Origin of the sequence: Lacicoccus alkaliphilus DSM 16010 (genome assembly GCF_900142805.1) — a bacterium.
Lineage (GTDB): Bacteria > Bacillota > Bacilli > Staphylococcales > Salinicoccaceae > Lacicoccus > Lacicoccus alkaliphilus.
Genome location: NZ_FRCF01000008.1, coordinates 22,889 through 36,997 on the forward strand (window position 1 = coordinate 22,889; position 14,109 = coordinate 36,997).

Annotated in this window: 13 protein-coding genes; 4 read left to right on the forward strand and 9 right to left on the reverse strand. The window is 50.1% G+C overall.

Annotated elements, in window-relative coordinates; all coding sequences use genetic code 11:
- The first annotated feature begins 170 nt into the window (after positions 1–170).
- A complete protein-coding gene (locus BUA12_RS09130; RefSeq protein ID WP_072710303.1) occupies positions 171–2,162 on the forward strand; it encodes a catalase in 1,992 nt (663 codons plus the stop codon).
- Between the two features lie 162 nt (positions 2,163–2,324).
- Here BUA12_RS09130 and BUA12_RS09135 read toward each other — a convergent pair whose 3' ends face one another.
- The 4 genes from BUA12_RS09135 to BUA12_RS09150 form a co-directional block, all read right to left on the reverse strand.
- Complete coding sequence (locus BUA12_RS09135) at positions 2,325–2,915, reverse strand: superoxide dismutase family protein (protein WP_072710304.1); 591 nt, start codon at positions 2,913–2,915, stop codon at positions 2,325–2,327.
- Between the two features lie 71 nt (positions 2,916–2,986).
- Complete coding sequence (locus BUA12_RS09140) at positions 2,987–4,165, reverse strand: putative glycoside hydrolase (protein WP_084670112.1); 1,179 nt, start codon at positions 4,163–4,165, stop codon at positions 2,987–2,989.
- A gap of 2 nt (positions 4,166–4,167) precedes the next feature.
- Positions 4,168–5,043: a polysaccharide deacetylase family protein gene (locus BUA12_RS09145; RefSeq protein ID WP_331463075.1), complete on the reverse strand. Its 876-nt coding sequence runs from the start codon at positions 5,041–5,043 to the stop codon at positions 4,168–4,170.
- Positions 5,040–5,672 carry a YkyA family protein gene (locus tag BUA12_RS09150; protein ID WP_072710306.1) on the reverse strand — a complete coding sequence of 211 codons (633 nt, stop codon included), beginning with the start codon at positions 5,670–5,672 and terminating at the stop codon, positions 5,040–5,042. Before BUA12_RS09150 ends, BUA12_RS09145 begins: the two co-directional genes overlap by 4 nt.
- Positions 5,673–5,838: 166 nt before the next feature.
- Between BUA12_RS09150 and BUA12_RS09155 the strand changes: the two genes are divergently transcribed.
- Positions 5,839–6,573, forward strand: coding sequence for a YqjF family protein (locus BUA12_RS09155; protein ID WP_072710307.1), 735 nt, complete (start codon positions 5,839–5,841; stop codon positions 6,571–6,573).
- A 10-nt stretch (positions 6,574–6,583) separates the two neighbouring features.
- On the opposite strand, the gene BUA12_RS09160 is transcribed toward BUA12_RS09155, so the two are convergent.
- Positions 6,584–7,069, reverse strand: coding sequence for a GNAT family N-acetyltransferase (locus BUA12_RS09160; RefSeq protein WP_072710308.1), 486 nt, complete (start codon positions 7,067–7,069; stop codon positions 6,584–6,586).
- An 82-nt stretch (positions 7,070–7,151) separates the two neighbouring features.
- On the opposite strand from BUA12_RS09160, the gene BUA12_RS09165 reads away from it, so the two are divergent.
- The gene (locus BUA12_RS09165) at positions 7,152–7,604 is read left to right on the forward strand and encodes a 2-thiouracil desulfurase family protein (protein ID WP_072710309.1); all 453 of its coding nucleotides are present in this window, start codon (positions 7,152–7,154) and stop codon (positions 7,602–7,604) included.
- Positions 7,605–7,648: 44 nt separating this feature from the next.
- Here the strand turns inward: BUA12_RS09165 and BUA12_RS09170 are convergent, their stop codons facing one another.
- Complete coding sequence (locus BUA12_RS09170; protein WP_072710310.1) at positions 7,649–9,307, reverse strand: BCCT family transporter; 1,659 nt, start codon at positions 9,305–9,307, stop codon at positions 7,649–7,651.
- Between the two features lie 298 nt (positions 9,308–9,605).
- On the opposite strand from BUA12_RS09170, the gene BUA12_RS09175 reads away from it, so the two are divergent.
- Positions 9,606–10,385: an aspartate dehydrogenase gene (locus tag BUA12_RS09175; RefSeq protein WP_072710311.1), complete on the forward strand. Its 780-nt coding sequence runs from the start codon at positions 9,606–9,608 to the stop codon at positions 10,383–10,385.
- A gap of 65 nt (positions 10,386–10,450) precedes the next feature.
- On the opposite strand, the gene BUA12_RS09180 is transcribed toward BUA12_RS09175, so the two are convergent.
- The 3 genes from BUA12_RS09180 to BUA12_RS09190 form a co-directional block, all read right to left on the reverse strand.
- Positions 10,451–11,095 (reverse strand): small-conductance mechanosensitive channel, encoded by a 645-nt coding sequence (locus tag BUA12_RS09180; RefSeq protein WP_072710312.1) that lies wholly within the window; start codon positions 11,093–11,095, stop codon positions 10,451–10,453.
- A gap of 12 nt (positions 11,096–11,107) precedes the next feature.
- Complete coding sequence (locus BUA12_RS09185; protein ID WP_072710313.1) at positions 11,108–11,812, reverse strand: DUF5058 family protein; 705 nt, start codon at positions 11,810–11,812, stop codon at positions 11,108–11,110.
- A 213-nt stretch (positions 11,813–12,025) separates the two neighbouring features.
- Positions 12,026–14,092: a HelD family protein gene (locus tag BUA12_RS09190; protein WP_072710314.1), complete on the reverse strand. Its 2,067-nt coding sequence runs from the start codon at positions 14,090–14,092 to the stop codon at positions 12,026–12,028.
- Between the last annotated feature and the right edge of the window lie 17 nt (positions 14,093–14,109).

Consider the following 14,109-nt stretch of genomic DNA (forward strand, 5'->3'; position numbering starts at 1 on the left):
TAGTTATTCTCATTTCAAGTATACATGAGAGCGGGCACATTCAAAGTGTATTTACTCTGATTTATACCGCAATATCCTTATAAAAACTCTATTGTTTCTCAGATTCCGGTGAGTAATTACTGAAAATTCAGGGTATTGTACATGTAGTTTAATTTCAGGAGGGATTTTTAATGTCAAAAAAGAAGGATGAACTGAATCAGCGCGATACGATCGACCATACACAGGATGCGCCACTCAGAACGAATCATGGTCTCCCGATCAGTGATGATGAACACGATTTGACAGCCGGTGAAAGAGGCCCCACACTGATGCAGGACTTTCATTTCCGTGAGAAGATGACCCACTTCGACCATGAAAGGATCCCTGAACGGGTGGTCCATGCCAGAGGTTTCGGTGTCCATGGTGAATTCGAACTTTATGAATCACTTGAAAAGTATACGAAAGCGAAATTTCTGACGGAGCCCGGCAAAAAGACACCGACCTTCACCAGGTTCTCAACCGTAGCGGGCAACCGCGGCCACTCTGACACTGCACGCGATACCCGCGGTTTTGCGACGAAATTCTATACTGAAGAAGGCAACTTCGACCTTGTGGGGAACAATATGCCGGTGTTCTTCATACATGATGCGGTCAAATTCCCGGATGTCGTACATGCGGTCAAACCCGAGCAGCATAATGAAATTCCGCAGGCAACTGCCGCTCATGACACATTCTGGGATTGGTATTCACAGAATACGGAAAGTGCACACATGGTGATGTGGCTGATGAGCGATCGGGCCATACCGAGAAGTTACCGTATGATGGAGGGCTTCGGGGTCCATACATTCCGCCTCGTGAATGCAGAGGGCAAGGCACATTTCATCAAGTTCCACTGGAAGCCGAAGCTCGGCACCCACCAGCTCATCTGGGATGAATCCCAGATGGTCATGGGCAAGGACCCGGATTTCCACAGGAAGGATATTTGGGAAAATATCGAGATGGGCAACTATCCTGAATTTGAACTGGGACTCCAGATCATTCCTGAAGAAGATGAATTCAAATTCGACTTCGATGTCCTGGATCCGACCAAATTGTGGCCGGAGGAAGATATACCGGTCCAGCTTGTCGGGAAGATGACATTCAACCGGAATGTCGACTATTACTTCGGTGAAACCGAACAGGTCGCCTTCCATCCGGGACATATCGTACCGGGCATAGACTTTACAAATGATCCCCTGCTGCAGGGCAGGCTGTTCTCCTATACGGACACGCAGCTCAACCGCTTCAACGGGCCGAATTTCCAGCAGATCCCGATCAACCGCCCGATGTGCCCGTTCTCGAACAATCAGCGCGACGGCTTCAATCAGATGTATATCCATAAAGGGCCCACTGCCCATCATAAAAACCGGATGAACAACAATCAGCCGGCGCCACTCCCTCCCGAACAGGGCGGATACGAACACTACCCTGAAACCGTCGAAGGTAAAATTGGCCAGAAACGGCCGACACAAAGCTTCGATGACCATTTCAGCCAGGCGAAGATGTTCCTGAACTCCTTATCAGAGCACGAAAAGCAGCACCTGTTCGATGCCTACAGCTTTGAAATCGGCAAGTGCAAAAGTATGGATGTCAAAAATAATGCGGTTGCCGTCCTGAATAAAATAGACCGTGGACTGGCTGAGTACGTCGCAGGCAAAATCGGTGCAACGGTGCCTGAACAGGTGGAAGCGTCCACATACGACAAAAAATCGCCGGCACTCGGCATCGACCACACGACCTCGTCACTGGAGACAAGGACCGTCATGGTCATCACAATGCCGGACATCGCAGAAGAAACACTCAAAGAGACAAAAGACAAACTTGAGGAAAAAGGACTCCAAGTCAGTTTCGTTTCCGACAAAATTCATAAAATCGGTGAAACGCAGCTCGATGAAACTTTCGACACTGTACACTGTGTGCTTTTTGATGCAGTCATCGCCCTGAAAGGGGAAGAACCACTTCCTGCAGAAGCGGCCGAAAATCTTGAGATCGCATTTAAGCACAAAAAAGCCATCGGCTTCGGCGGAGAGAACATTTTTGATATGCTTTCATTCTCCCAGGATGACAAAGGTGTCAACGATATAGAGAAAAACCTCGACGGCTTCCTTGAAGACGTCAAAGGACACAGAGTGTGGGACAGATGAACCACAACTTAAAGAGCCCCTCGCGGGCTCTTTTTATTGCCGTCATTTGTCTCTGCAATTGAGATGTGATTCATCGGCCAAACGAGACACCACTTGGCCGATGGGGCTTCCTTCATCAAAAAAGCAGAACCCCATTACGGGATTCTGCCCACTCTAAAAATATTACCCTTGCGGTTCTGTAATGACGCCGCATGCGATTGGATCACCTGCATCGCCTGACGGCTGTGAAACATAGTCATCAGCGTCGGAATGGATGATCAGCGATGTGCCGCTGTCGGTCATTAGAGACGTTTCCACTTCTTCATCGAGAATCGTCACATTGTCAGCCGGCACTTCAGTCGATACCGTGCCGTCTTCCGCCACTTCTATATTTTCAAGGTCCCCCGCATGCGGCCCATCTTCATGGTCGAATCCATGGGAGGCATCCGTCGGATTGAAATGATCTCCTGCCGTCTCAAAGTTCGGACCCTGGCACAGGCCCGCATCATGTATATGCATGCCGTGTTCGCCCGGCTCCAGCCCTTCAGCCTCGAGCGCAATCGTCACACCGTCATCCGCTTCCGACAGGACCGCTGTACCGATCGGCTCTTCATCGGTGTCATACATCGTCACTTCGATCTCTTCAGACGGCTCCTGTGTTGCGCCTTCTTCATCGCCGCCTTCATCGGCACCCTCTCCGGCTTCTTCGCCTGCACCGCAGGCAGCCACTATGAAAACCATCAGGAATAATGGAATAAAAGCCCATCGCTTCATTGACATCCCTCCACTCTTTACTGGAACTCTTCCCCGTTTAAGTTGGTGTAAACGCCCATATATCAGAAATATCATTCCCCATGATAATTCACACCTCTTGTGTATTGATTGGAAGCATCCCAAAGCAGGAATTCATCTACACCGTTATCTTTCAAAGCCTGGATTTGCGCTTCAATTTGTTCAATGCCATAATCCACGTAATTTCCCGCACCAAGATATGAAGCGGTGAAATCCTGGAGCCACGGGCGGCTGATCGGTGGATCTTCGAGTGCATCAAGCACTTCATTTTCAGCCTGGATATACTGGTCGATCACCTCATACGGCTCCGTATCCGGTGCATCGATACCAAACGAGCCCGGCCCCCAGTGGCTCGGGTAGATCATTGAAGATATGACATCCACTTCTTCAGAAATTCGGCTGAAGTCCTGGCCTATGCCTTCAGCGGGACCATGTGTCGCCGCATATCCGAATATGTCCACGGAAACATCCACGCCGTATGGCTCCAGTTCATCGTATGCATATTCAACAAAGTCGGTCACTGCATCCACCCTCTGTTCTCCGGCGTCCCCTTCGCCGTCATACTGTCCGAGGTCATAGTCGAGTGATTCCCCGTAAAATTCAAAACCTTCCGGGAACCTGACATAATCGAACTGGATTTCCTTAAATCCGAGTTTCGCCGCTTCCACTGCAATTTCCATATTATACTCCCATACTTCCTCAAGGAACGGGTTTACGAAGTTTTCACCGCGTCCGTTCTGCCACGTCGTCCCGTCAGGGTTCTGGAAGGAGAGTTCCGGTGCCGCCCCGGCAAGCCTCGAGTCTTTGAACACGACGATGCGCGCAATCGGATAAATTTCATTCTCTTCCATCTGCGCCATCACTGTCTCCGGGTCCACGAATGCATGGGTGTTCTCCACTGCAACCTCATGTTCGAGCGGCAGATCCATCATGATATCGCCCATATCCTCTTTCACGTCGATGACCATTGAATTCAATCCTGAATCATTCACATAGTGTATCAACTCATCCATGCGCTGACTGCCTGCGATGTAACCCGATACGTATATCCCTTTCACGCCATCGTCCGGGTAAGGTATTTCCACACCGCTGTCATAGACGAACGCACCCGGCATCTCCTCGGGCACGCTTAATACCGGTGCTTCATTGATATCCAAAACGTCCGCACCCGCTTTTCCGGCAGATGCTGCTGAAACCGCAAACAGTATGATAAACGCCAGTAAAGATTTCATCCTCATTCCGACCCCTCCGCTTCTTTGCTCTCGATATCTTCCGGATCCACTATTTCATACCCCTGCGCCTCAAGACCGTTCACGATGTCCGGAAGTGCCTCTGCAGTCCATTCCCTGTCATGCATGAGCAGGTTCGCACCAGGCGTCAGAAATTCCGTATTCACCATGATGTCCGCCAATGCCTGGGGTTCCTGATAATCGGCTTCCCAGTCATAACCGTAGGTCCAGTTCATCAGGGTCATGCCCTCTTCCCCGGCAATCCGGATGGATTCTTCCGTATTGATTCCGAAAGGCGCCCTGAAAAATCTGGGTCTCTCACCGGTGATCTCCTCGACCAGGTCACTGGTGCCGACGATCTCCTCCTTCGTCTCTTCCGGACCGATTTGATCGAGATAAGGATGTGTCGTCGTATGGTTGCCTATCTCAAAGCCCATCCCATGGATTTCTTCAAGCGCTTCCTGTCCGGCTTCGTCCTGGATGAACATTCCGTTCACGAAAAAAATCGCTCCGGCATCCAGTGCCTTCAAAGTTTCCGCCATTTCCACCGCGTGACCGTCCGGTGCATCATCAATGGTGAGCAGCGCGACTTCCGGGTTTGCTTCGTCGAGCGGGACGATCTGGAACGTTTCCGGATGCACTTCATATGAGAAGTCTCCCCCGGTCTCTTCTGCCTCCTCGGCCGCTTCGGATTCTTCAGCCTCTCCTGATGTTTCCGTTTCTTCAGCATCTTCTTCCGCCGGCACTTCGGCTTCCTCTTCCACCGCTTCATCTTCAGGCGTGCGCTCAGCTCCGCTCTCCGCTTCTTCCTGACCGTCATCGTTCCCACAGCCCATAAGTAAAAGGGTCAAGATGATCAAAGTGATATATCTCATCATCATTCACCTTCCCCGTTGATGATTTCGAGCGCCTGTGCTTTATTTTCATTCAATTCAGTAAGGGACGCGTTTAAAGACCGATAGTGATCATTGAGGTCCTCATGATGCTCATTCACTGTGCCGACCCCGTCGGTGAAATGCTCATAGTCAGCGGATTCTTCCCCGAGTGAATTGAAATAATCCAGTTCCCCGCTCAGCGTCTCTTCATATTGAGGAAGGAATGACTCCATCGTCCCTGTGATCGTCTGGAGGTTTTCAATCATGGCCGACACGGTGCCCTCGATTTCCGCCTCATCTTCCGAAAAGGAGACCTCCTGCAGCTCCTGCTGAACCGATTCATAAGTTGAAGTGCTTTCATTCAAATCTTCAAGGGTGCCCCGCCTTGAGTCCACGTTGGCAAATACCGCTGCCGTTGATTCAGCGAAGACCGATGTATCATCTTCTTCCAATGCGCTTTCAAAGTCGTCCTGGAGTCGATTTTCATAATCGATGAGTGTTTGCAATTCATGTTGTAATGGTGCTTCTTCAAGTGCCTCCATCTGATCCTCCACCTGGGCCGATCCGTTGCCGCATCCGCCCATCACTAATGTCACACCCGATACTAAAAACATTTTCTGCAAGCTTATTCTCATAAATATCTCCTTATATTTGGTTTAGAGTCATTATAACAACTATATATGAAAAAGGAATGTATCATTCTGATTTTTTTGAAAAAACTGGATTAAAAGGGAATGCCCTATAAGTTTAATATTCTCCAGTGGAGGCTAAAGGGCAGTAAAGGATGGAGGCTGGGTGACAATGAATGAACTGTTGAATTATACGGATCACAGAACCGCACCCCTGCCGGCCGGTCCGTGGATGATGTACCAGAAATGGGAAGACCTGGTGGCGATGCACATCCCCGTAGACCCGGACGAATTGGCACATCATGTACCGGATGAGCTCGATCTTGATGTATACGATGGTAAAGCATGGATCTCGATATTCCCTTTCAATGTAAAGAACTTGAGGATGAGGAAAGTCCCCCGATTCCCATATTTCCATGAATTCCTGGAGCTGAACACGAGGACTTATGTGAAACATAAAGGCATACCCGGCGTTTACTTCTTCAGCCTGGATGCCGGGAAGATCATTCCTGTGCTCGGTGCGAGGAGCGCGACACTCCCATACTATAAAGCGAAGATGAAGAGGAAGGAAGAAGGCGGATGGAAATACTTCTGCAGCAGACGCCAGCACGACACGACAGCCTGGTTCGACGGCAGGTATAAAGTCCTCTCCAGTGCTGCACCTTCAAAAGAAGGCACGCTGGATCACTGGCTGTTCGAGCGATACAGGCTGTATAAGACCGTCGGAGGGGCCGTGATCCATATCGGCATCCACCATCTGAAGTGGAAGCTTGCCGACGTCTCCGTCGATTATGATCCCGATTCCGTCAACTCACTGCTGCCGGGCGATATGACCGGAGAACCCGTCATCGCCCACTACTGCCCGATGCTGGATGTGATATTCTGGCCGCCTTACAGATCGGAGTGACCCGGCCCGCTCACGATCCAATGCATCTGCTCATGATGATCTGCCGGCCGACCGGCCCGATGAAGCTTCGGCCGGTATCTTTGAAGCCGGCTTTTTTATAAACATGCTTTGCGGCTTCATTCCTGACATTGACGCCCAGCACCACCTCATCCACCCTTTCATAATGCGCCTTCACGAAAGCATCGAGTTTACGGAATGATGCACCGGCGATGCCGCGGCCCTGTTTCCTGGAATCGATCGAATAGCTGAACATCACAAGTGCATCCGTGTTGTCACTGTAGTTCCGCACGACATCGCCGCTCTGCAGGATGAACACCCCGGCAACCCCTTCCTGTATGATCAGCACCATCCGCCGGCTGGGGCCGTGCAGACAGCTGTCCAGGACATCAAGCGGATGGGCAGAGAAATGGGCGTGTGCTTCCGTCAGGACGTACCCCTTTAGATCATCAAGGTATGATGGATCGTAAAACTTCAGCATCACTTCTTTATCAGTCATAACAATCACCTGTCTGCATGTATTTCGTTCATGGTTAATGTTACTATATCTGCAATCACTTTTATAACCGGGAGGTGAGCTGATGATATTGGTCAGCGCCTGTCTCATCGGCGAGAATGTGCGCTATGACGGAGACAACAGCTTAAATGAAAAAATCAGGCGGCTGATGGATGAGGGTAGCACCCTGCCTGTCTGCCCCGAGGTGGCCGGCGGCCTCGCCACACCGAGAAAACCTGCCGAAATCCGTGGCGGCGACGGCCATGACGTCCTCGCCGGCAACGCCGGAGTCATTGATACTTCCGGTGCTGATGTGACAGAACAATTCTTGAAAGGTGCATATGATACACTCGCAATCATCAAACAATACGCCCCCACGATGGTCGTGCTGAAAGAGAACAGCCCTTCATGCGGGAGCTCGAACATTTACGACGGTACCTTCAGCGGCAGGAAAGTCCCCGGCGCCGGGGTGACGACTGCACTTTTGGAGCAGAACGGCATCAGAGTCATATCCGAACAAGAATTCGACGCATTATAAAAAGCGGCGGCTGTCATGGGAGACAGCCGCCGTTCATATTATGATCATTCACCTTTTTTTGGTTCGGTATCTTCTGCTTCTTCCTCTTCCTCAGGATATTCCTCAGGTAGGGTTTTCTCGAATTCTTCTATTCTCTCTTCAAGTTCTTTGACTGTCTCTTCTTCGTAACCAGGTTCGTATAACAACTTCCTTCTTTCAAGCTGGATGATGTGGTATTCATCCCGTAACGCTTTGAACAGTGAGATCGCCAGAAGCATGACGACAAAAGTGAACGGGAATGCTGCAATGAGCATCGCCATCTCGAGTGCGTCCAGACCGCCCGAGAACAATAACACCATTGCTGTTCCGGCCAGGATCGCACCCCATGTCAATTTGACCCTGAGCGGCGGGTTCAATGAACCGCCGGTGGTCAGCATGCCGAGCACGAAGGTACCGCTGTCAGCAGAGGTGATGAAGAATGATGCTATCAGCAGGATCGCGATTCCCATGACCACTGGTGCTGCAGGATAGTTTTCAAGGAAAGCGAATAATGCGACTTCGTTCCCGCCATCCACCATCAGGCTGTAAAGACCGCCATCCAGAAGCGTGTCGGTTTCAATGCCTGCGACACCGAAGACCGCAAACCAGAGTGCACTGAACACCACCGGCACGCCGATGACACCGAGTATGAATTCACGTATCGTACGTCCGCGGGAGACACGGGCGATGAAGCTGCCGACGAAGGCCGCCCAGCCGATCCACCATGCCCAGTAGAACAGCGTCCAGTCATCCAGGAATAATCTGTCCCCTTCAAATGCATTCATGCCGAGCGTCATACTTGGCAGGTTCTGTATATAGTTCCCCGTATTCGTCAGGAACGATTCGATCATCTGAACGGTCGATCCGAAGATGAAGACGAAAATCATGAGCGTGATCGCAGTGACGACGTTACCGATGCTCAAGTAACGAATCCCTTTATTCAGACCCGTTATCGCGGATGCCACGAAGCCGAGGGTGATCAGGACGATGACGATCATCTGTGTCATGATGGTGTTTTCAATAAAATCGAAACTGTAGCTGAGCCCTGCGGAAACCTGTGTCGCACCGAGGCCGAGGGACGTCGCAATACCAAAGATGGTGCCGAAGACCGCCAGGACATCCACGCTCTTGCCCATCCAGCCATTCGCCCTCCGATCACCGATCAGCGGGACGAGTGAGGAACTCATGAGCAGCGGCGCATGATGCCTGAAATTGAAGTATGCGAGGGCAAGCCCGACGATGGCATACACAGCCCAGGGATGCAGACCCCAGTGGAATAATGTATACTGCAGCGCTTCCTGCTGGGCCGCCATCAATTCACCTTCGACCGTCGGCGGAGTATAGTAATGGGTCAGTGGTTCGGTCACACCGAAGAACACAAGACCGACACCCATACCTGCCGTAAACAGGAATGAAAACCACGTGAAATATTTATATTGCGGCTCTTCATCCTGTCTGCCCAGTCTGATCTTGCCGTACGGACTGACGACGAGGAACAGTGCGAACAGCACAAAGCCCGTCATCGCAAGCATATAGACCCATCCGAAGGTATTGGAGATGAAGTCATTCACATTCCCCAGTATCCTTTCCACATTTTCTGGAAAAAAGACCCCCCACAAGATGAACACGAATGCCACCGCAAGAGAGATATAAAAGACCGAAGTGACTTTTGTCTTGTTTTTCATCCATAAACCTCCTAAAATTTTATGCCGGATTCTTCTACCTATGATGATAGGTTTTATGCCGGATCCAAAATACATATAAAAAGACTTTCAGATAGGAAGATACCCTAAAAGGGAGCCTCCAATCCCCGAGTCATCGAACTTAATCAGGGTAACATGTATATCAACTAAAGAAAACACCATCTCCGGATGAATGCGCTTCAAAATAAAAATTCAGAATAACCGGCCATCCGGTTGATTTCATTGTCACCGGCCGACTTTACACTTACACTTATATTAACAAAACATACGGAGGGATGACATGGATATAGGATTGATCGGATCCGGCGCCATCGGTCAGTATCTGCTTAAGAAAATAAATGAAGACAGCCACCCGGAACTGCATATTGGACATATATTGGTCAGAAACACGGCAAAATACCGTCATCTGGAAGGTGACTATGGCGTGGTGCTCCATACAGATGTTGAAGCATTCCTCGCATCGGACATCGATATGGTGGTCGAAGCAGCAAATGTTGCAACGGTCCAGGCCCTGCTTCCACATGTGATCCGGAAAAAGGATACGATGCTGATCAGTGTCGGTGCTTTGGCCGATGAGCAGCTGCTTGTGGAAACCGCACGTCTTGCGGAGGCGCACGCCACACGTCTGCACCTGCCTTCGGGGGCTGTCGGCGGTCTGGATCTGATTCAGAATGCAAAAACCTTCGGCAATCTGGAACGAGTGGAACTGACCACGAGAAAACCCGCATCTTCACTGACCGGGGAGTCAATCACCGAAGAAAAAACCGTATTCCATGGGAAAGCGTTTGAGGCCATTGAAAAGTTCCCGAAGAACATGAATGTCTCAATCATCCTGTCCCTCGCAGGTCTCGGGATCAATGAGACGGATGTCCGGTTGATCGCCGACCCCGCAATAGAAAAAAATATTCATGAGATCCGTCTTGCCGGTGATTTCGGCGAAGCGGTACTCACAATCAAAAACAACCCGCTGCCTGAAAATCCAAAGACAAGCGCACTCGCTGCACTCAGCATCCTTGGAACGCTTGAGCGTGTCCCGGGAAATATCAGATATGGGAATTAACCAAAAAAAGAAGAAATCCGGATTGGATTTCTTCTTTTTTATGATTGGGCCCGTCCATATGATATTTACACAGCGGGCCTCTTGCGTTTGTCGATATAAATCATGACTGAAACGACCAGTAAAATACAGATCAGATTTTTTGCGAATAACGGCACCGGGGAAATATTGACCATGAAACCGACTGCCAGCGCGAGTACCCCGTACCATGGTAATTTACCGGCAAACTGTACAAATACCGCACCAAAGATGGCAGGGAGCACATACGGGAAAATCTCCTGGATGCCTTCCGGTATCACGGTCAGAAGCCAGAGTCCGGCGAGGATCACGGGAACCAGTATCAGCTTGTTCACCAGCGAGGCTGCACTGATGCCGAGTGTCGCCACGACCTCCCCTTTCTGCGAGCTTGGTTCCACGCCCACTGCCTCCTGGCAGGCAGCCACCGCCGGAAGGCACATATTTGAAATGTTACCTGTGAAGAAGGCGATATACGTCCCCGCCGAGCCCAGAACCGGGTAATACATGATCGGCTCCACAAACCAAACAACTGCTATGACAGCCGCATAGGCCAGAAAAGCATTGAATATGAGAGCAAAGCCGGGATGGTAGCCCATGACGAATGACAGGTAGATGGGCAGTGCGAATGAGAGCAATATACCGAGACTCAATGTCAGGCGTCCCCAGAAATGTGTTGCTTTTGCGTAATTCTCCATTTTTTCCTCCCCCTATACCACGAAATAAACTGCTATTAGACTGATTAAGATCGAAAACCCGAGGGACCATTCCTTGAGCCAGGCGATCCCCTTCTTATTGGAAATATAATTGATGGTGAATGAAACGATCATTGCAACCAAGCCTGTGAAAATATACGGGAAGCCATTCAGAAATTCATTGCTCAAAAGTGATCCGAATATGGCGATCATGGCCCCGCTTGCCACCAGACCCAGTATGTGCTTGCCATTTGGTTTGGCACTCAGCTTATCCTGGATCTTATCCAACGATGGTGTCGCAAAGACAGTGAAGATCATCCATCCCGCACCGCCGATACAAAGTACCCATACAATGAGGCTGAAGACTTCGGGAGTGAAGCTGGCACTGCCAAGCTGTGCCCCCGCTGCTTCAGCAGAGAGCTGGGCGCCCATGCTTTCAATAGGTGCAGAACCGATCACCCCGATACGCATCAGGGTCAGCGGATTTCCAATCAGTGAGATGAGTGAGACTGCCACGATGATGATGCCCACCGAAGGTCCGATTGCGGTGATGGCCCCCGTCTTTATGGATCGTTTGATGTCTTCGTCCGTCAATCCTATTTCTTTTGCTCTTTTCTTCGACATCGATAAAAATTTGAAAGCCTGAAAAACAACTATAACTATAATTGCTGAAGCAAATATCCAGATCACCGGATGATTTGCCAATTCCATTCCTGTCATATGTATAACCCCCATTGGTCCTTAAATTGTGTGAGTACCGCATGCCCGGTGAAAATAAAACGTTTACATCTTATTGATGCATAGTGACTGGCACCGGGTCATTATGTGCAACAAAAATCATTGTATCAGTAATCGGTGCCACAGGCAATTGAAAATTCAGACTACGACCAGAAAACATCCGTCACCCCGTGAGGTTTCGGATGTTTACACACTTCACCGCGCCGGTCCGTCAAGAAGATACAGGTTCCTCGTCGCCCGCGATGCCAGAACGTATTTCACCAGCGGCAGGTCGTCATAAAATGAAGCGCCGGTGACGATGACGGTATTATACTCGAAGCCTTTCGATAAATAATATGGCAGGACGAGATAATCCTGATTGTAGATGGTGTCGACTTCCTGTAAGTTCTTCAGCCCCGGAATATCACCTTTCAGCTGTTCAAACAGCCGGTCGGCCGCCTCCCTCGACGGTGTGATGACCGCCATCTGCCCGGGCATATCCTGACTCACCATTGACCGGATGTGCGCCGCTTCATCTTCGACGTCGATAAACTGCACGTCCTGTCCGTCGACGGACACCGAATCGATGCCGCCGGGCACGATGGTGTTCAGGTAATCATTGATCTGGTTTGTCGAACGGTATGATTTTTGCAGATGCATCATATGATGGTCCTCAACTTTCAGCTCCGGACTGCCGACCGGGTGGATCTGCTGGTTTTTATCCCCGAGACTCGTGAAAGTTGCACGCTGATAATAATCTTTCATCACCGCATACTGGATATTGGAATAATCCTGCACTTCATCGATGATGACATGGCGTATCTTTTTATCTCCTGCTCCGAAAATGTGGATATATAAATACATCATCGGCGCAATATCTTCATACTTGAAGTCATTCTGCCTGATGTCCTCTATCGTCTTTTTCCTCACCGCCCGATCAGCAATCGACCTGACATACACTTTCTCGAGCTGGACGAACCTGAAACGTCTTATCTGCGCATGAAGCCCCGCCAGCTCTTTAGTGGCCTGGTCATTCGCCATCTCTTTCAATTCTTCTTTCTCACCGATATACTCAGGGGCCCCGTCCAGTGCCTTGAACTTCTCCTTCGTCAGCTGCTTCAGCTCCCTCCGGTATATATCCATCAGGTCTTCGTAAATCTTATGAAGGCGGCGTGAGACGGGATGGACGCCCAGATCCTCGTAGAACACCCTTTCAATCAGCTCTTTTGGAACAAGCACTTTCCCGCCGTACTTCAGATCCCGGAAATGCATACCGTATTCACCAAGCCCTTCCATATACCGCTTCAGGTGATTAAAATATTCGAGGGAGGTTTTGTATTCATAGGCCGTACTGTCCCCATGACCCAGCCTCTGGATATTATCGGCCAGCGATTCGAACCTGCGTCCGTTGAAATAAATGAGGGCTTTCAGCATGCGGTAGAACGTCATGTTTTTAACATTGTCCTCGCCCAGTTCCGGCAGCACATCGGAGACATAGTCGTTGAACACTTCGTTCGGTGACATCAGCATGATATTGTCCGCCTTCAGGCGGCTCCTGTATGTGAACATCAAATATGCGATGCGCTGCATCGCGAGGGAGGTCTTGCCGCTTCCCGGCGGTCCGTATACAAGTGTATTCTGGTTCAGCGGCTGGCGGATGATGATGTTCTGCTCGCTCTGGATGGTCGCAACGATGTTCTTAAGCTTCGATCTGGAGGAATCGGTGATCAGCTGCTGGAGCATTTCATCGCCGATGTACAGATCACTGTCGAACATGTTCAAAAGCGTCCCGTCCTCGATCTGGAACTGGCGCCGCAAAGAGACATCGGTTTTTATCTTTGAACCGTCGGGGATCCTATAAGTCAGTTCGCCCACACGGTTCTCGTAGAACAAACTCGCGATGGGTGAGCGCCAGTCATAAATCAAAATGTTCTGTTCGTTATCCTGTATCGTGGCCCCGCCGATATACACCGGCTCCCCGTCCGCAGTCAACCTGCCGAAATACGGCTTCTTCATCAGCCGCTCCGTCGTCTCACGCATATTCTCTATATAGTTGAATTTCGTTTCCGTCAGGCGCATCTCCGGGACCATGGAAATGAAATCCATGACGTTGCCGTCTTCAAAATCGAATGTGTTGGAAACGTCGTCGTTCAATGACTTCCGGGTTTCGAGAATATCACCGGATGTCCGGTCCAGCTGGTGCATCAGACTGGCATTATATGCTTTAAGGAAATTCACCGTGAAGTTCAGGTGGTGCCTTTCAAGTTCAAATTCATTCCCCATCGTAACACTCCTATCAT

What these genes read in the sequence shown, in the direction of transcription:
- BUA12_RS09130 (WP_072710303.1), top strand. Translation starts at nt 171, where the DNA reads ATGTCAAAAAAGAAGGATGAACTGAATCAGCGCGATACGATCGACCAT.
- BUA12_RS09135 (WP_072710304.1), bottom strand. Translation starts at nt 2,915, where the DNA reads ATGAAGCGATGGGCTTTTATTCCATTATTCCTGATGGTTTTCATAGTG.
- BUA12_RS09140 (WP_084670112.1), bottom strand. Translation starts at nt 4,165, where the DNA reads ATGAAATCTTTACTGGCGTTTATCATACTGTTTGCGGTTTCAGCAGCA.
- BUA12_RS09145 (WP_331463075.1), bottom strand. Translation starts at nt 5,043, where the DNA reads ATGATGATGAGATATATCACTTTGATCATCTTGACCCTTTTACTTATG.
- BUA12_RS09150 (WP_072710306.1), bottom strand. Translation starts at nt 5,672, where the DNA reads ATGAGAATAAGCTTGCAGAAAATGTTTTTAGTATCGGGTGTGACATTA.
- BUA12_RS09155 (WP_072710307.1), top strand. Translation starts at nt 5,839, where the DNA reads ATGAATGAACTGTTGAATTATACGGATCACAGAACCGCACCCCTGCCG.
- BUA12_RS09160 (WP_072710308.1), bottom strand. Translation starts at nt 7,069, where the DNA reads ATGACTGATAAAGAAGTGATGCTGAAGTTTTACGATCCATCATACCTT.
- BUA12_RS09165 (WP_072710309.1), top strand. Translation starts at nt 7,152, where the DNA reads ATGATATTGGTCAGCGCCTGTCTCATCGGCGAGAATGTGCGCTATGAC.
- BUA12_RS09170 (WP_072710310.1), bottom strand. Translation starts at nt 9,307, where the DNA reads ATGAAAAACAAGACAAAAGTCACTTCGGTCTTTTATATCTCTCTTGCG.
- BUA12_RS09175 (WP_072710311.1), top strand. Translation starts at nt 9,606, where the DNA reads ATGGATATAGGATTGATCGGATCCGGCGCCATCGGTCAGTATCTGCTT.
- BUA12_RS09180 (WP_072710312.1), bottom strand. Translation starts at nt 11,095, where the DNA reads ATGGAGAATTACGCAAAAGCAACACATTTCTGGGGACGCCTGACATTG.
- BUA12_RS09185 (WP_072710313.1), bottom strand. Translation starts at nt 11,812, where the DNA reads ATGACAGGAATGGAATTGGCAAATCATCCGGTGATCTGGATATTTGCT.
- BUA12_RS09190 (WP_072710314.1), bottom strand. Translation starts at nt 14,092, where the DNA reads ATGGGGAATGAATTTGAACTTGAAAGGCACCACCTGAACTTCACGGTG.